This window comes from Nocardiopsis sp. TSRI0078, from assembly GCF_001905145.1.
Taxonomy (GTDB): domain Bacteria; phylum Actinomycetota; class Actinomycetes; order Streptosporangiales; family Streptosporangiaceae; genus Nocardiopsis.
Genome location: NZ_LWLB01000001.1, coordinates 621,511 through 637,907, shown reverse-complemented (window position 1 = coordinate 637,907; position 16,397 = coordinate 621,511). Strand labels below are relative to the sequence as shown.

Annotated in this window: 12 protein-coding genes; 9 read left to right on the top strand and 3 right to left on the bottom strand. The window is 72.1% G+C overall.

Annotated features, from left to right (window positions below):
- Positions 1 to 260 precede the first annotated feature (260 nt).
- The 6 genes from A6A08_RS02890 to A6A08_RS02865 all read left to right on the top strand — a co-directional run bounded on the left by A6A08_RS02890 (position 261) and on the right by A6A08_RS02865 (position 8,092).
- Positions 261 to 3,077, top strand: a complete 2,817-nt coding sequence (locus A6A08_RS02890) for a helix-turn-helix transcriptional regulator (protein WP_073701073.1) — start codon at positions 261 to 263, stop codon at positions 3,075 to 3,077.
- A gap of 85 nt (positions 3,078 to 3,162) precedes the next feature.
- Positions 3,163 to 3,972, top strand: a complete 810-nt coding sequence (locus A6A08_RS02885) for an ABC transporter ATP-binding protein (RefSeq protein ID WP_073700904.1) — start codon at positions 3,163 to 3,165, stop codon at positions 3,970 to 3,972.
- Positions 3,969 to 4,688, top strand: a complete 720-nt coding sequence (locus A6A08_RS02880) for an ABC transporter ATP-binding protein (RefSeq protein WP_073700903.1) — start codon at positions 3,969 to 3,971, stop codon at positions 4,686 to 4,688. The genes A6A08_RS02885 and A6A08_RS02880 overlap by 4 nt, the downstream gene beginning before the upstream one ends.
- Positions 4,689 to 4,699: 11 nt before the next feature.
- Positions 4,700 to 5,551, top strand: a complete 852-nt coding sequence (locus A6A08_RS02875; protein WP_073700902.1) for a branched-chain amino acid ABC transporter permease — start codon at positions 4,700 to 4,702, stop codon at positions 5,549 to 5,551.
- Between the two features lie 3 nt (positions 5,552 to 5,554).
- Complete coding sequence (locus A6A08_RS02870) at positions 5,555 to 6,637, top strand: branched-chain amino acid ABC transporter permease (protein WP_073700901.1); 1,083 nt, start codon at positions 5,555 to 5,557, stop codon at positions 6,635 to 6,637.
- 129 nt (positions 6,638 to 6,766) lie between these two features.
- On the top strand, positions 6,767 to 8,092 hold the full coding sequence (locus A6A08_RS02865) for an ABC transporter substrate-binding protein (protein ID WP_073700900.1): 1,326 nt from the start codon (positions 6,767 to 6,769) through the stop codon (positions 8,090 to 8,092).
- A 559-nt stretch (positions 8,093 to 8,651) separates the two neighbouring features.
- Here the strand turns inward: A6A08_RS02865 and A6A08_RS02860 are convergent.
- On the bottom strand, positions 8,652 to 9,584 hold the full coding sequence (locus tag A6A08_RS02860; RefSeq protein ID WP_073700899.1) for a serine aminopeptidase domain-containing protein: 933 nt from the start codon (positions 9,582 to 9,584) through the stop codon (positions 8,652 to 8,654).
- 362 nt (positions 9,585 to 9,946) lie between these two features.
- Here A6A08_RS02860 and A6A08_RS02855 point away from each other — a divergent pair, with 362 nt between their 5' ends.
- The gene (locus A6A08_RS02855) at positions 9,947 to 10,360 is read left to right on the top strand and encodes a ChaB family protein (RefSeq protein WP_073700898.1); all 414 of its coding nucleotides are present in this window, start codon (positions 9,947 to 9,949) and stop codon (positions 10,358 to 10,360) included.
- Between the two features lie 128 nt (positions 10,361 to 10,488).
- Here A6A08_RS02855 and A6A08_RS02850 read toward each other — a convergent pair whose 3' ends face one another.
- Positions 10,489 to 11,343, bottom strand: a complete 855-nt coding sequence (locus A6A08_RS02850) for an SDR family oxidoreductase (RefSeq protein ID WP_073700897.1) — start codon at positions 11,341 to 11,343, stop codon at positions 10,489 to 10,491.
- Positions 11,344 to 11,593: 250 nt separating this feature from the next.
- On the opposite strand from A6A08_RS02850, the gene A6A08_RS02845 reads away from it, so the two are divergent.
- On the top strand, positions 11,594 to 13,690 hold the full coding sequence (locus A6A08_RS02845) for a catalase (protein WP_073700896.1): 2,097 nt from the start codon (positions 11,594 to 11,596) through the stop codon (positions 13,688 to 13,690).
- Positions 13,691 to 13,709: 19 nt separating this feature from the next.
- Complete coding sequence (locus A6A08_RS02840; RefSeq protein WP_073700895.1) at positions 13,710 to 14,681, top strand: TIGR03557 family F420-dependent LLM class oxidoreductase; 972 nt, start codon at positions 13,710 to 13,712, stop codon at positions 14,679 to 14,681.
- A 94-nt stretch (positions 14,682 to 14,775) separates the two neighbouring features.
- Here A6A08_RS02840 and A6A08_RS02835 read toward each other — a convergent pair whose 3' ends face one another.
- Positions 14,776 to 16,146 carry a cytochrome P450 gene (locus A6A08_RS02835; RefSeq protein ID WP_073700894.1) on the bottom strand — a complete coding sequence of 457 codons (1,371 nt, stop codon included), beginning with the start codon at positions 16,144 to 16,146 and terminating at the stop codon, positions 14,776 to 14,778.
- Positions 16,147 to 16,397 lie beyond the last annotated feature (251 nt).

Sequence of the window (16,397 nt, the reverse complement as noted above, 5' to 3'; positions counted from 1 at the left end):
ACCGGCCCCCCGGGGCCGCGGGGGGCCGGCGACGGGTTCGCGGCCCCTCTCCGGAGTGACTCCCATCACTCTTGCGGGTGGCGGAAACGCAGGTGGGCGCCGTGATCGCGCACCCGCGCACACGTTCCCCGTACCCCCGGAGTACCCCCTGCGAGGCGTCTCCGAACGGATCCGTGCGACTCCGTGCGGGTATCCGTGAAACGACCAGTGTGCCCGCCCGCACCTGCCGCTACGGGGTCCCGCTGTGCGAATGTGAGCACGTGACTGGCAGGTACACGGAACTTCCCAGAACCCGCCTCCGAGGTCGTGACGCGGAGCAGCGGCTCCTCGCCGACGCCCTGGACGGGGCGAGGTCCCGGCGCGGCGCGTCCCTGCTCGTCTCCGGCGGCCCCGGACGGGGCAAGACCGCCCTCCTGGATGACACCCGTGTGTCCGCAGGCGATTTCACCGTGCTCCACGCGGGTGGTGTCGACGACGAGGCGGACCTGCCCTTCGCGGGGCTCCAGCGACTCCTGCGCCCCCTCGCCGACGTGGCCGACCGGCTCCCCGACCCCTGGCGCGGCCCGCTGCGCGACGCCCTCACCCGGGGCGCGGTCGCCGACGCCGAGCGCCTCGCCCTCTACACCGGGCTGCTCGAACTGCTCTCCCGCGCCTCCGCCGAACTCGACCGGCCCCTGCTGCTGTGCGTGGACGACGCCGACCGCCTCGACGCCCCCTCCCTGGACGCGCTCTCCTTCACCGCGCGCCGCATCGGAGGCGCCCCCGTCGCCGCCGTGTTCACCGCGTGCGAGGGCCACGGCAAGCCCTCCGGGCCACGGCTGCCCGAGACCGCCGCCGAACCCGTGCCCGACGCGCTCGTCCCCGGCATCGCCGAGCACATCCTCGCCCCCCTGGACGAGCGGGCGGTGCACGACCTCCTCACCGACCAGGCGCCGGTCACCCTCCCCGCCGCCGTGCGCGCGGCCCTGGTCCGCGCAGCCCACGGCAACCCCGCCGCCGTCCTCGGCTTCCTGCGGGGACTGTCCCGCGCCCAGCTCCTCGGCGAGGACCCCCTCCCCGACCCGCCGCGCCTGCCCGGCCGCCTGCGCGCCGAGTTCCTGGCCCCCTACCAGGAGCTTCCGGAGCAGACCCGCCACCTCCTCCTGCTCACCTCCCTGAGCGAGATCCCCCGCCTCCACGTGCTGATGGAGGCCTCCGGGGACCCCGAGGCGACCGTCACCGCCCTCGAACCCGCCGAGGAGCGCGGCCTGGTGCGCGTGGAGGGCGACACCGTCGTCTTCACGGACCCCCTGACCCGTGAGGCCATCGCCCAGGACGCTCCCGCCGGGCGGCTGCGCGCGGCCCACCGCGCCCTGGCCGGGGTGTGCGACCCCGAGCTCTCGCCCGTGGAGTTCGCACGCCACACCGCCGCGGGCACCAGCACCCCCGACGCCGAGCTCGCCGACGCGGTGACCGAGGCCGCCCACCGCGCCAAGCGGCTCGCGGGCCGCCTCACGGCCTCCCACGCCTTCGAGCGCGCCGCCGACCTCTCGCCCGACTCCGACGAGCGCGCGTGCCGTCTGACCACCGCCTCCTACGAGGCCTACATGGCCGGGAGCTCCGAGCGCGCCGCCCGCCTGCTGGGCAGGGCACGGCCCCTCGCCGTGTCCGACCGGCGCCGGGTGACCGTCGACTTCATCGACGCCCAGCTCGCCATGCGCGGCGGCAACGCCCTGGACGTCGCCGAGCGCCTGCTCGCCGTCGGCCGGGACCTCATCCCGCACGACCGCTCCCTGGCCCTGCGCGCCCTCGTGCGCTCGGCCGACTCCGCCTCCCTGGCCGGGGACGCGGTCCTCCACGGGCGCGCCGCCGAGCTCGCGCTCCCCCTGGTCCGCCCGGACGACCCGGAGCCCATGCGCCTGGTCTCCGCCTTCCTGGAGGGGTGCGCCATCTCCTTCCGGGGCGACTACCCCGGCTCCACCCCGCTGCTGCGCGAGGCCACCGGGCTGGCCGAGATCGCCAAGCCCTCCGAGCTGATCTGGGCGGGCGTCAGCGGCCTGCGCCTGGGCGACGCGCCGTTCGTGCGGTCGGTGACCTCCCAGGCGGTCGAGCTCGGCCGCCTCCGGGGGGAACAGGCCACCATGCCCGCCGCGCTGGGCTTCCTGGTCTTCTCCGAGTTCTGGAGCGGGCGCTTCCCCTCGGCCGCGGGGACCGCGCTCACCGGCCTCCGGGTCTCCCGGGAGAGCGGCCAGACGGTCTGGGCCACCCAGCACCTGGCCTCGCTGGCGATGATCGCCGCCATCCAGGGCGACGTGGACACCTGCCGTATCAGGGCCCGCGCGGTCGCCGCCCAGGCGAGTGAGAACAGCCTCGGGCTGGCCGCCGCCCTGGCCGCGTGGGCGCTGGCCGTCCTGGAGCTGTCCCGGGGCAACGCCGCCGAGGCGTTCTTCCGGCTGCGAGCCCTGGTGCACGCCACCCCCGGACACGGCCACCCCACCATGCGGCTGCTCACCGCGCCGCACTTCGTGGAGGCGGCGACCCGCATGGGCGAGACCGAGTGGGCGCGCACGTCCCTGGCCGGGTACCGGCGCTGGGCCGAGTCGGTGGGCAACCCCAGCACACTGGCCCTGGCCGCCCGCGGCTCCGGCCTGCTGGCCACGGGCGAGGAGGCCGCCGACCACTTCGAGAACGCCCTGGCCCTGCACCGGGCCTGCGGCGACGACGACGTCGAGCACGCGCGCACCCAGCTCTTGTTCGGCGCCCACCTGCGCCGGATCCGCCTGCCCGGGCGGGCCCGGGAACACCTGTACAACGCGCTGGAGACCTTCGAGCGCTTCGGAGCACGGCTGTGGGTGCGACAGACCCGCGCCGAGCTGCGCGCGATCGGGACCGCCGAACGCGGCCCCGATCCCTCCTCCACGAGTGAGCTGACCGCGCAACAGCAGCAGATCGCCCGACTGGTCGCCGAAGGGGCGACCAACCGGGAGGTGGCCGCACACATGTTCATCAGCCCGCGCACGGTCGAACACCACCTGCGCGGCATCTTCCGCAAGCTCAACATCAGGTCCCGCGTGGACCTGGCCCGCATGTTCAACTGACCCCGGGTGGGGCTTGAGGGGACCGGCGCCGCCGACGACCTCCTCATACCAACTGGTCGGTACGGATTCCGCGAGAAAGGCAGTGATGACAACGACCGCAACGGAGCACCTCCTGAGGGCGGACGGGGTGACCGTGCGCTTCGGGGGCCTCACCGCGCTCGACGACGTCGGGCTCCAGGTCGCGCCCGGATCCGTCGTCGGGCTCATCGGTCCCAACGGCGCGGGCAAGACCACCCTGTTCAACGTCCTGTCCGGCGTCCTGCGCCCCACGGCGGGCACCATCACCTGGAAGGGCGCTCCGCCGCCCGGCCGCCGCACCCACCACCTCGCACGCGCGGGGATCGCCCGCACCTTCCAGGGCCTCAACCTCTTCCCGATGATGACGGTCCTGGACAACGTCGTCGCCGGGGCCGACCGCCTCGCCACCGGGGGGCCGTTCTCCCTGATCACCGGTCTGGGACGGCACCACCGCGACGAACGCGAGCTCCGGGCCCGCGCACTGGCCGCCCTGGAGCGCTTCGGCGTGGCCGAGCACGCCCACCGGCTGCCCGGCACCCTGCCCTACGGCCTGCAGAAGCAGGTCGCCCTCGCCCGGGCCTGCGTCAGCGAGCCCGAGCTCCTCCTGCTCGACGAACCCGCCAGCGGCCTGTCCGGCGAGCAGATCAGCGCACTCGCCGACCAGATCCGCGGATTCAGCCAGGACATGGCCGTCGTCCTGGTCGAGCACCACATGGACCTGGTCATGCAGGTCTGCGACCACATCGTCGTGCTCAACTTCGGCCGCGTCATCTCCACCGGAACCCCCCAGGAGGTCCAGGCCGATCCCCAGGTCACCGCGGCCTACCTCGGCACACCGGCCGACACCCCCGGCGACGTGAACGGAGCCGCCCGATGACAGCCCAGTCCATCCTGTCCGTGGAGGAGGTCAGCGCCTCCTACGGCGCCGTCCGCGCCCTGGACCGCGTCTCCCTGACCGTCCCGGCCAAGGGCGTGTGCGCCGTCCTCGGCGCCAACGGCGCGGGCAAGACCACCCTGCTGCGCACCCTCACCGGGCTCCACCCGGCCTCCTCCGGGCGCGTCCTGCTCGACGGCGAGGACATCACCCGCCTGCCCGCCGAGAAGGTCATCACCCGCGGCCTCGCCCACGTCCCCGAGGGCGGCGGCGTCATCGTCGAGCTCACCGTCGAGGAGAACCTGCGACTGGGCGGACTGTGGCGCTCCGACCGCGGTGACAGGTCCACCCTGAACGAGGTCCTGGAGCTCTTCCCGCCCCTGGCCGAACGGCGCGGCAAGTCCGCCAGCACCCTCTCCGGCGGCGAACGCCAGATGCTCGCCATCGGCCGCGCCCTCATGGCCCGCCCCAAGGTGCTGCTGCTGGACGAGCCCTCGCTCGGCCTGGCGCCCCTGATCACCAAGCAGATCTTCACCCTCCTGCGGGACCTGCGCGACCGCACCGGGCTCACCGTCGTCCTGGTCGAACAGAACGCCGCCGGGGCCCTGTCGGTCACCGAGAGCGGGTTCGTCCTCAACCAGGGACGCGTCGTCGCGGAGGGCCCGTCCTCCGAGCTGCTCTCCGACGACCGCACGCGCCACGCCTACCTCGGCTTCTGAGGGGATCTTCCATGGACCACTTCATCAACCTGACCCTGAACGGGTTGGCGTCCGGGGCGACCTACGCGGCGCTGGCGCTGTCCCTGGTCATCATCTACCAGGCCACCCGCCTGGTGAACTTCGCCCAGCCCGCGCTCGCCCTGATCGCGGTCTACACCGCCTACACCGTCACCCAGCTCACCGGCTCGTACTGGATCGGCTTCGCCGCGGCCCTCACCGCGGGCCTGGTCTCCGGAGCCCTCGTCGAGCGGTTCATCGTCCGGCCCATCGCCCGCACCTCCCAGCTCAACGCCATCATCGTCACCCTCGGCCTCCTCCTGGTCATCCAGGGGCTGGTCGGCGTCGTCTGGGGCAACGAGCAGCACGGGTTCGGGTACGCGTTCAGCTACGTGGGCCGCTTCTCGCCCGCCAACGTGTTCGCCCTGGTGTCCGTGGGGGCCGTCGCCCTGCTGCTGTTCGCCCTGTACCGGTTCACCCCACTGGGCCTGCGCATGCGCGCCGCGGCCTTCCATCCCGAGGCCGCCCGGCTCAGCGGCGTGAGGGTCGGCCTGATGCTCACCGCGGGGTGGGCGATCGCCTCCTTCATCGGAGCGCTGGCGGGCATGCTCGCCGGACCCCCGTTCATCTCCCCGAACGTCTTCGACGTCGTGTTCGTCTACGGCATCACCGCCGCCGTCATCGGCGGCCTGGACAACCCCTTCGGCGCCGTCCTCGGCGGGATGCTCATCGGTCTCGGCATGTCCTACGTGTCCGGCTACGCCGGCCCCGAGCTGGCCACCCTCGCCGCTCTCGTCATCGTCGTCGTGGTCCTGAGCGTGCGCCCCGACGGCATCCTCTCCCGTCCGACCGCGCGAAAGGTGTAGCCGATGTCCTCACCCACCCGGCAGCGCGCGGAACGCGCCGCCGCCCCCGCGAACCCGCCCGCAGCCCCCTCCGAGGGGCGCTGGCGCTCCCTGCCCTCACCGCTGCGCCACCTGCTGCTGGCCGCGCTCGGACTCGCCGCCGTCACCGCCCTGCTGCTGGTCACCGGAGACCTCACCGCGCTGCGCGTGGCCGCCGTCGGCTACACCATGCTGGCCGTGGCCGGGCTGCAGCTGCTCGTCGGGGGCAGCGGCCAGATCTCCCTCGGACACGGCGCCTTCATGATGATCGGCGCCTACACGATGGCGCTGCTCGTCCTGTACCAGCCCATGTTCCCCCTGGCCGTGAACATGCTGATCATCGTCTCGGTGGCCGTGGCCGCCGGGATCGCGGTCGGCGCCGCCACCGCGCGCCTGCACGGCCCCTACCTCGCGGGCGCCACCCTCATCCTCGCCGTCGGCCTGCCCGGGCTGACCCACCGCTACCACGACCTCCTCGGAGGCAGCAACGGGCTCAACATCCGCACCTCGGGCGCCCCGCCCCTCCTCCAGGGACTGGTCACCGACAGCGAGTGGAAGGCCCTGGTCGTGTGGACCGTGGTGGTCATCGGCCTCGCGGTACTGGCCGTCGTCTCCACCGGACGCCTGGGACGCCGCATGCGCGCCATCCGCGACGACGAGACCGCCGCCGCCATGGCCGGGGTCCCCGTCGGCAAGACCAAGGTGGTCGCGTTCGTCATCGCCTCGGCGGCGGGCGGCCTCGCCGGCGGCCTCCAGGCCTACGTGCTCGGCACCGCCACCCCCAGCACCTTCACCCTCGCACTGTCCCTGACCCTGCTCGCGGCCCTCGTCCTGGGCGGCATCGGCAGCATGTGGGGCGCGCTGTGGGCCTCGGTCGCCATCGTCTACCTGGAGATCTGGGCCTCGGACCTGGCCGGGTCCCTCGGCCTGAGTCGCGACGCGGAGAACAACCTCCCGGTCGTGTTCTTCGGCGTGGTCCTCATCCTCGTCCTGCGTTTTTGGCCCCTGGGGATCCACGGCGCGCTGCAGCGCCTGGCCTCCCGCATCAGGCCCACCAAGCCCCGCTAGCAGTGCCCTCTCGGGGCTCCGCTTCGCTCTGCCCCGTGTTCGGGCGCCCCGAAGGCGGGAACCTTCGGCACCTCCGGAACCCCGCCGCGCCCGGACGACCGCTTCCACCCCCCAACGAAGGAGAACACCATGAGAAACCGCAGCGGCACCAGGACCGCCCTGGCGGCGGCCTTGGCCCTGACGATGCTCGCGACCGCGTGCAGCGGCGCGGGCGAGGTCACCGAGGGCTCGGAGGTCGACCTGAACGTCTCCACCGGCGTCACCGAGGACTCCGTCATCATCGGCTCCCACCAGCCCCTGACGGGCCCGGCCGCCCCGGGGTACCTCGCGGTCTCCCAGGGGGCCCGCGCCGTGTTCGAGTACGTCAACGACCAGGGCGGTGTGAACGGGCGCACGATCGACTACCGGGTGGAGGACGACGCCTACGACCCGGCGCAGACGATCGACGTGACCCGGCAGCTCGTCCTGGAGGACGAGATCTTCGCGATGGTGGGCGGCCTGGGCACACCCACCCACAGCGGTGTCCTGGACTACCTCAACGAGCAGGGCGTGCCCGACGTCTTCCCGTCCTCGGGCGCGCTGGCGTGGAACAACCCCGAGGAGCACCCCCTCACCTACGGCTGGCAGACCGACTACACGAAGGAGGCGAAGATCCAGGGCGAGTACATCGCCGAGAACTTCGCCGACCAGAACGTCGGGTACCTGTACCAGAACGACGACATCGGTGAGGACTCCCAGGCGGGGCTCGACCAGTACCTCGACGAGGAGGTCGTGGCCCGTGAGCACTACGAGTCCGAGGTGACCGACCTCAGCGCCCAGATCGCCGAGCTGGAGCGCTCCGAGGCCGAGGTGGTCGTGTGCTCCTGCATCCCGGCGTTCGTCGCGCTCAGCATGCTGGAGGCGGCCCGTATCGGCTACGAGCCGCAGTGGGTGGTCTCCAGCATCGGCGGCGACACCGCGACGCTCCAGGGGCTGCTGTCCCGGTTCACGCAGGACACCGACGCCGAGGGCGTCCCCGCCGACGCCTTCCTCGACGGCATGCTCATCACGAGCTACATGCCGCGCGTGGAGGACCCGGACGACGCGTGGGCGCAGTTCTTCATCGACGTGTACGAGGAGTACGGCGAGGGCGGAACGCTCACCAACACGCACGTCTTCGGCATGACCCAGGCCGTCATGTTCGCCCAGGTGCTCAAGTCGGCGGGCGAGGACCTCACCCGCCAGTCGCTGATCGACGCCCTGGAGTCCCAGGAGTGGCAGGGCCCGAGCCCCGTCCCCTTCGCCTCCAGTGGCGACGACCACGGCGGCCACCAGGGCGTGTACGTCGTCCAGTACCAGGAGGGCGGCAGCATCGAGATGGTCCAGGACCCGCGTGTGACCGACCGTGAGGGCGGCCCCATCGAGGAGACCGACTTCCAGGCCCTCGGCCCCGACGAGCTGGACTTCCACGACTGATCCCCGGCCGGCGCCCTCCGTTCGGGAGATGTGCCGGCGCCGGGCGGCCCGCCCTGATCCTTCACGGCCGTTCCGGTGATCCCCATCCGGCCCCGCGGGCTTCTCGCCCCGGGGCCGTTGGCGTGCCCTGGGTCCTGGGCTCCTCGGCGGAGCCCTGGTGCCGCCGAGAGGTTCCGGGCCCGGGGCCCTGCGGTGCCTCTGTGAGCCTTCGGTTCCGGGGCCGTGCGGCGCCCCGTGAGCCTGCGGCCTCGGGCCCTGCGGTACTCCGTGAGCCTGCGGCCTCGGGCCCTGCGGTACTCCGTGAGCCTGCGGTCCCGGAGCCCCGCGGTGCCCGTGAGCACGGGGACCGTCCGGTGCCCGACGGCTTCCGGCGCCTCCGTGCTCCGCAGGGACCCGGCGCTCCCGGAACCCGCGGGAGCGCGCGGCTCCCCCCGCTCCTGCTCCGCTCCTGGAGCATGGTCCCCTGCACACAGGGCGGCGGCCCGGAGGGGGTTCCTCCGGGCCGCCGCGGTGTCTCGGGCCCGGTCCGCGCCGTCTCGGAGCGGACCGGGGAGCCGGATCAGGTCAGGTGCGGGCAGGTGTCCCGGTAGTCGGAGAAGTCCGAGAGCCAGCCGGTGCTGGGGGGCGGGCACAGGAACTGCTCGTAGCGCTCGTCCTCGTCGACGAAGCGCTTCAGCCAGGAGATGCTGTACTTGGCGATGGCCGTGTTGGACGTGTTGGGCGCGAAGTGGCTCGCGCCGTCCAGTTCCAGGTAGGCGCTCTCGAGATTGCGGTTCAGGCTCTCGTAGAACGGGATGGAGTGCGAGCGCACCGAGGCGATGCTGTCGTTCTCGGCCCCGATGATCATCGTGGGAACCTGGACGCTGGACCAGTTCTTCTGGGTGTGCCAGGGGGTCAGCGGGATCGCCGCGCGCAGCTCGGGCCGGTCCTCGGCGGCGGCGAGCGTACCTCCGCCGCCCATCGAGTGGCCCATCACGGCCATGCGGTCGCCGTCCACCCGGTTGGCCACGTCGCTGTCCTCGGCCAGGTAGTCCAGGGCGGCCTCGATCTGGCGGCCCCGGCTGTCCGGCTGGTCGTAGCGGGTGTTGGTGTCGATGGTGAACACCACGAAGCCCTGGGAGGCGAGCCGGTGGCCCATCCACGACATGGTGGACGAACTGGCGGTGTAGCCCGGTGCGATGACCACGCCGCCGAACGTCCCCTCACGGGTGGTGGTGGGGTAGTAGATCGTGCCGCCGCCGAAGCCGCTCACCAGCGAAGAGACGCTGTCGGTGTCGGTGTCGAAGTAACCCCGGGCCGCGGTGACGCTCGACTCCGTCGGCGCGGGTCCGCGCTCGTAGGGGTTGGCGGCCTGGGCCGGAGCGACGACACCGCCGGTGACACCCGCGACGAGCGTCAGGGTCAGTGCCGCACGAGCGGCGATCCGGGAGATACGGGAACGGGGACTACGGCGGGCGCCGTCGGTTTCGGGGGCAAGGGGGTGTGTTCGCACGCCTTTTTCCTCTTTTCGTGCAGCGGGAATCCGCGCGCCTCGCGTCGCGGACCAGGGGGGTTTCCCGTGGGGGAAGCAGCCGACCCACCCGTACTGCGGGGGTTCCGGTACGTCGGCCGTGTCAGGTGACCCGTCCTCTCATGGAGGAGAGCGAAAGGAACCGGGTACCTGGAATTCACCTCCCTCCGTTCGTGATTTCACTATGGTGTCGCCCCGGTGAACGTGCATCCGTTGAATCACCAGTAGTGACGGAGTGCAGTTCACAGGGGTGACATAGGGCGTATTAGGGGCAAATCGGTGTTTTCGGCGTCGTGTCCACGGGCAGGCGGACCGTGTAGGCGTACGACGAGGGAGTGAGAACCATGCCCGGTGCAAGTGAACTTCCGTCGACCCTCCAGCGGTCTCCGGAGAAGGCCCAGCGCACGTGGATCAAGGCGCACGACTCGGCCGTGGAGGAGTACGGCGAGGGGGAGCGCGCGCACCGCGTCGCCTTCGCCGCCGTCAAGCACGAGTTCGAGAAGCAGGGTGACCGCTGGGTGCCCAAGCAGCGCTCGGGCCCCTCGGACGAGCAGGCCTCCAACCCCGGGGCGGGCCCCGGACGGGGCGGGGACAAGAAGACCGCCGGGGGAGTGGACGCCAACGCCAGCAAGGAGCACCTCTACGAACAGGCGCGGAAGCTCGGCGTCGAGGGGCGCTCGAAGATGAGCAAGGGCCAGCTCGTGGAGGCGCTGAACAAGGAGAACAACCGGCGCACCGCCAGGGCCCGTTCGTCCTGACGCACGCCCTCCCGGCCCCCTTCACACGCGTGGAGGGGGCCGACCCGTGCCGGGCGGGTGCCGGGGAGAGCGGTGGAGGGCGCGGCCCCGGGGCCGCGCCCTCCACCGGGTCCGGTTCCGCGCCGGACTCAGCTCGACTGGATCTCCCCGCCGATCGGGGCCAGGGTCTCGCCGCTGTAGTAGGACGACATCCGGCCGCTGGCGAAGAACACGTACGAGGGCGCGATCTCGTCCGGGTCGGCTGCCCGGCCCATCGGAGCCTGCCCGCCGAACCCCTCGGTGCCCTTCTCCCCGAGCGTGGCGGGGATGAGCGGGGTCCACACCGGTCCGGGGGCCACGCAGTTGACCCGGATACCCCGGCCCATGAGCGTCTGCGCCAGCGAGGACGACAGGTTCATCACCGCGGCCTTGCTCGCGGCGTAGTCGATCAGCGACTTGTTGCCCCGCAGGCCGTTGACCGACCCGGTGATGATGATCGAGCCGCCCTCGGGGATGTGCTCCAGCGCCTCGCGGACGGTCCAGAACACCCCCATCACGTTGACGTCGAACGTGCGGCGCAGCTGTTCGGTGCTCAGCTCGGTGAAGTCGTTCACCGGCTTCTGGGTCCCGGCGTGCTCGACCAGGACGTCGATCCCGCCCAGCTCGTCGACCGCGCGCCGGACCAGTTGGGAGCAGAACGCCTCGTCGGCCACGTCACCGCGCACGCCCACGGCCTTGCGCCCCTGCTCCTGGACCAGCTTCACCGTGTGCTGGGCGTCGTCCTCCTCGTCGAGGTAGCCGAAGACCACGTCGGCCCCCTCCTTGGCGAAGGCCACGCAGACGGCGCGGCCGATGCCGGAGTCGCCTCCCGTGACCAGCGCCCGCTTCCCCTGGAGCAGGCCGCGGCCCTCGTAGTCGCGCATCTCGTCCTTGGGCTGCGGATCCATCGGCTCGGTCCGGCCCGGGTAGGGCTGGCTCTGCGCCGGGAGCGGAGTCTCGGGCATGGTCGTCTCCCCTTCTCGTCTTCGCGGTCTCCTCGCGTGCCCGCCCCTACCCGCCTCGCTCCTTTCCGATTCGGACCCGGTGCGATCGCGGGACCTTCCTTTGCCCTGACCGGGAAGCGGTGAACACCGCTCCAAAACGGGGTCAACCGTGTTTGTCCGCGAACGGTGTCGGTCAGAGGGACGGGAGGCGATCCCCCCGAACGCAGGGCACACCGATCCACCGGAGCAGCACGACCCACGGAGGCTTGCCATGGCCGCGGAGGAACGCGACGCCAAGGACCGCCAGCTCGACAGGGACCGGGTCGATCCGGACCAGCCCCTGACCACCGACACCGGGGTCGGGGTGGGCGACACCGACAACTCGCTGCGCGCGGGCGCGCGGGGGCCCACACTGCTGGAGGACTTCCACGCCCGTGAGAAGATCACCCACTTCGACCACGAGCGCATCCCCGAGCGGGTGGTGCACGCGCGCGGAGCGGGCGCCTACGGGCACTTCCGCCCCTACGAGGGGCTCTCCGACGTGACCGCCGCGCACTTCCTCAGCAGCCCCGACGTCACCACCCCCGTCTTCGTCCGCTTCTCCACGGTCGCCGGGTCCCGCGGCTCCGCCGACACGGTGCGCGACGTGCGCGGGTTCGCGGTGAAGTTCTACACCGAGGAGGGCAACTACGACCTGGTCGGCAACAACATGCCCGTCTTCTTCATCCAGGACGGCATCAAGTTCCCCGACTTCGTGCACTCGGTCAAGCCCGAACCCCACAACGAGATCCCGCAGGCGCAGTCCGCGCACGGCACCCTGTGGGACTTCGTGGGCCTGCAGCCCGAGACCATGCACATGATGATGTGGCTGATGTCGGACCGGGCGATCCCGCGCAGCTACCGGACGATGCAGGGCTTTGGCGTCCACACCTTCCGCTTCGTCAACGCCGAGGGGCGGGGCACCTTCGTCAAGTTCCACTGGACGCCGCTCCTGGGTACGCACTCCCTGGTCTGGGACGAGGCCCAGCGCATCCAGGGCAAGGACCCCGACTTCAACCGGCGCGACCTGTGGGACGCCATCGAGCGCGGCCAGTTCCCGGAGTGGGAGCTGGGCGTGCAGCTCGTGCCGGAGGAGGACGAGCACGAGTTCGACTTCGACCTGCTGGACGCCACCAAGATCATCCCGGAGGAGGAGGTTCCGGTCCGCCCGATCGGCAAACTGACCCTGAACCGGAACCCGGACAACTTCTTCGCCGAGACCGAGCAGGTGGCCTTCCACACCGCCAACGTGGTTCCGGGCATCGACTTCACCAACGACCCGCTGCTCCAGGCCCGCAACTTCTCCTACCTGGACACCCAGCTGCTGCGCCTCGGCGGCTCCAACTTCCAGCAGATCCCGATCAACCGGCCGGTCGCACCGGTGAGCAACAACCAGAGGGACGGATTCGCCCAGCACCGCGTGCACCGGGGCACGACCTCCTACTTCCGCAACAGCCTGGGCGGCGGCTGCCCGGTCCTGGCCCACGGCGGCGGTGTCTACCACCACTACACCGAGAAGGTGGAGGGCGACAAGATCCGGGTGCGCAGCGAGAGCTTCGCCGACCACTACTCGCAGGCCACGCTCTTCTACAACAGCCTCGCCGACTGGGAGCGCGAGCACCTGGTGGAGGCGTTCCGCTTCGAGCTGGGCAAGTGCGAGGAGCTGGCGGTGCGCCAGCGGGTGGTCGCCAACCTCAACCACGTGGACCACGGGCTGTCCGTGCAGGTGGCGGAGGGGATCGGCGTCGAGCCCCCTGAGGAGGAGGGCACGCCCAACCACGGCCGCTCCTCGCCCGCCGTCAGCCAGCTCCACACCGCGTTCGGGTCCGTGGTCGGGCGCCAGGTGGCCGTCCTGGTCGCCGACGGGGTGGACGAGGCCGCCGTCGACGCGTTCCGGGAGCCCCTGGTCGGGGCCGGTGCCGTGGTGGAGCTCCTCGCGGCCACCGACGGCGCGGTCCGCACCTTTGCCGGGGGAGTGGTCACCGTGGACCGGGCCTACACCACCGTCTCCTCGGTGCTCTACGACGCGGTCCTGGTCCCCGGAGGAGCGGACGCCGCCCGCACGCTGGCCGGGGACGGTGTCGCGCGGCACTTCGTCCTGGAGGCGTACAAGCACCACAAGCCGGTGGCGGCGGTCGGCGCGGGAACCGAGCTGCTCGCGCCCCCGCTGCCGGAGGAGGTCACCGCCGCGGCGGTGACCGGCGCCGTCCGGGTGGAACGGGGCGTGGTCGTCTCGCCGGACGCCGGGGAGGAGAGCGTCGCCGAGTTCACCCGGTTGATCGGAGCACACCGCTACTGGGACCGGCCCACCGCGTCGGTGCCCGCGTGACCGAGGGGAGACGGACGTCATGAAGGTCGGTTTCAAGCTGTTCGCCGAGGGGTTCGGGCCCAGGGAGATCGTGGACCAGGCCGTCCGCGCCGAACAGGCGGGATTCGACTTCGTGGAGATCAGCGACCACTTCCACCCGTGGCTGTTCAGCCACGGCCACTCCGGCTTCGTGTGGTCGATGCTCGCCGCCATCGCCGAGCGCACCGACCGGGTCGAGCTGGCCACCGGCGTGACCTGCCCGATCCTGCGCGTGCACCCGGCGATCGTCGCCCAGGCCGCGGCCACCACCGCGATCCTGTCCGAGGGGCGGTTCACCCTCGGGCTGGGATCGGGCGAGCGCCTCAACGAGCACGTGGTCGGCAAGGGGTGGCCCAACGCGACCAGGCGCCACGAGATGCTGCGCGAGGCGATCCAGATCATCCGCCTGCTGTGGTCCGGCGGCTACCAGTCCTACGACGGCAGGTACCTGACCCTGGAGGACGCCCAGGTGTTCGACCTGCCGGACGAGCCGCCGCCGATCGTCGTGGCCGCGGGCGGGGAGGAGGCCGCCCTGCTCGCCGCGGAGATGGGCGACGGCATGTTCTGCACCGAGCCCAGCAAGGCGCTCACCCGCCTCTACGGGGACACCGGGGGCACCGGTCCCCGCTACGCCGAGGTGCCCCTGGCCTGGGCGACCAACGAGGGTGACGCGCTGGACTCGGCGCGCGACATGTTCCGCTTCGCCCTGACCGGGTGGAAGGTGCAGTCCGAGCTGCCCAACCCGGTCAACTTCGAGGCGGCCAGCGCCCTGGTCAACAGGGACGCGATGCGCGACGTGTTCGGGTACGGGCCGGATCCGGACAAGCACCTGGAGGTGGTGCGCGAGTTCGCCTCCGCCGGATTCGACCACCTGTGCCTGATCAACGCGGGCCCCGACCCGAAGGGGTTCTTCGACTTCTTCGAGAGGGAGCTGTCCGGACCGATCCGGGAGATGGGCACTCCCGCCCCGTAGGAGGCGGGAGGTGCTCGACGAGGAGGACCGGGCGCAGACCGCCGAGGACCTCCTGTGCGACGCCATGGGCCGCCTGGGGTGAGGCCCCCGCGCGCTACGGCCGCAGGCCGCGCCACCAGTCGAGGAGGCGTCCCAGCAGGTCGTCCTCGGGGGCGTCGGCGCCCTCGGCCTCCGGGTCCGCGCCGGATCCGGCTGGTCCGGCGGGCCGCACGGGCCGGGCGGGCTTCCCGCGCGGCGGGGTGGGGGGTCCGCACGGGGTGAAGTCGACCGGCAGCTCGCGGAGTCCGCGCACGAAGGGTGAGGGTACCCAGCGAAGCTCCTCGGGCGCCACGGCCAGCCGCAGCCCGGCCAGTCGTTCCTGGAGCGCGGTGACGGCGATCGCGGCGATCATCCTGGACAGCTCGCGGGCCGGGCAGGCGTGCGGCCCGGCGCCGAACATCAGGTGGGCCCGGCGCCCGCTGGACACCCCGGTACCGCCGTCGCGCTCGCACCGCACAGCCGGGTCGCGGTGGGCGGCGGCGAAGCCGATGAGCAGGGCGTCGCCCGCCCGGATCCCGGTGGCGCCGATGCGCGTGTCCTGCAGGGCGATCCTGGCGGGCAGGATCTGGCAGGGGGCGTCGGTCCACATCACGTGGTCGAGCAGTTCGTGGACCGGCAGGAGGGCGTCGGTGTGCGCCGTGCGGATTCCGGCGTCGGTGAGCAGGGTGCGCATCGTGTTACCGATGAGGTGCGTGGTGGCCTGGTGGCTGGCGTTGTTGATGAGCGCCGCCTGGTGGGCGACCTCGTGGTCGCTCAGCCCGGCCGGGTGCTCCAGCATCCACGACACGAGGTCCGCCCCCGGGCGCTCGCGCTTGCGGACGACCAGCTCGGAGAAGTACTGGTGCATGCGGGCGACGGCGTCCTCGCCGCGTCCGGCGTCCTCCCCCAGGACGACGGCCGTGAGGTCGCCGAGCATGTACCCGTAGTCGTCGGGAAGCCCGTACAGGCTGTTGACCACCAGCACGGGCAGTGGATCCGCGTACTCGGAGACGAGGTCGGCGCTGCCTCTGGCGGCGAAGGAGTCGACCAGTCCGTCGGCGATCCGGCGGACCGTGCGCGCGGTGGCGTTCATGTCCACCCTGGCCAGGGCGTCCACGATGGGCGAGCGCAGCCGTACGTGCTCGGCTCCGTCGGCGTACAGCGCGTTGGGGCGCCAGGACAGGGTGGGCCGGACGGCGGCCGGATCGACGCGCCCCGCGCCGGCCTCGCGCCAGCGGCGGGTGTCGCGGGAGAACAGGTGCTGGTTCTGCAGCACGGCGAGGTTCTCGTGGTAGCCCAGCAGCAGCCAGGCGCGCACGCCGGGCTCCAACTCCACCGGGGCGACGGGGCCGTGGTGTGCGCGCAGCGCGTCCCACAGACCGTCGCGGCCGGTGTCGGGCGTGGTGCCGTGGAGCCGGATGATCTCGGTGGGGTGGACATTCGTCATGGGGCGTGCGGTCCCCGGGGAGCGGGATCCGCTTCCCTCCCTTCGGGAAGATCTCGTGCTGGTGCGGCGGGAGGTGGGGAAGCGGGGCCGTCCTCGTCGGCGGGACGGAGCGCGTACCGTCGACGGACCGGTGGGCGAACCGGTGGGTGGACCGGTTCCCGGTCGTGGCATTCTAGAAGTGCGGAAGTTATGTTTTCAACACGCCTGGAGAAATGCGCGCTTCTGCATTCCTGATATGAGGATGAACGCCG

What these genes read in the sequence shown, in the direction of transcription:
- A6A08_RS02885 (WP_073700904.1), top strand. Translation starts at nt 3,163, where the DNA reads ATGACAACGACCGCAACGGAGCACCTCCTGAGGGCGGACGGGGTGACC.
- A6A08_RS02880 (WP_073700903.1), top strand. Translation starts at nt 3,969, where the DNA reads ATGACAGCCCAGTCCATCCTGTCCGTGGAGGAGGTCAGCGCCTCCTAC.
- A6A08_RS02875 (WP_073700902.1), top strand. Translation starts at nt 4,700, where the DNA reads ATGGACCACTTCATCAACCTGACCCTGAACGGGTTGGCGTCCGGGGCG.
- A6A08_RS02870 (WP_073700901.1), top strand. Translation starts at nt 5,555, where the DNA reads ATGTCCTCACCCACCCGGCAGCGCGCGGAACGCGCCGCCGCCCCCGCG.
- A6A08_RS02865 (WP_073700900.1), top strand. Translation starts at nt 6,767, where the DNA reads ATGAGAAACCGCAGCGGCACCAGGACCGCCCTGGCGGCGGCCTTGGCC.
- A6A08_RS02855 (WP_073700898.1), top strand. Translation starts at nt 9,947, where the DNA reads ATGCCCGGTGCAAGTGAACTTCCGTCGACCCTCCAGCGGTCTCCGGAG.
- A6A08_RS02850 (WP_073700897.1), bottom strand. Translation starts at nt 11,343, where the DNA reads ATGCCCGAGACTCCGCTCCCGGCGCAGAGCCAGCCCTACCCGGGCCGG.
- A6A08_RS02845 (WP_073700896.1), top strand. Translation starts at nt 11,594, where the DNA reads ATGGCCGCGGAGGAACGCGACGCCAAGGACCGCCAGCTCGACAGGGAC.
- A6A08_RS02840 (WP_073700895.1), top strand. Translation starts at nt 13,710, where the DNA reads ATGAAGGTCGGTTTCAAGCTGTTCGCCGAGGGGTTCGGGCCCAGGGAG.
- A6A08_RS02835 (WP_073700894.1), bottom strand. Translation starts at nt 16,146, where the DNA reads ATGACGAATGTCCACCCCACCGAGATCATCCGGCTCCACGGCACCACG.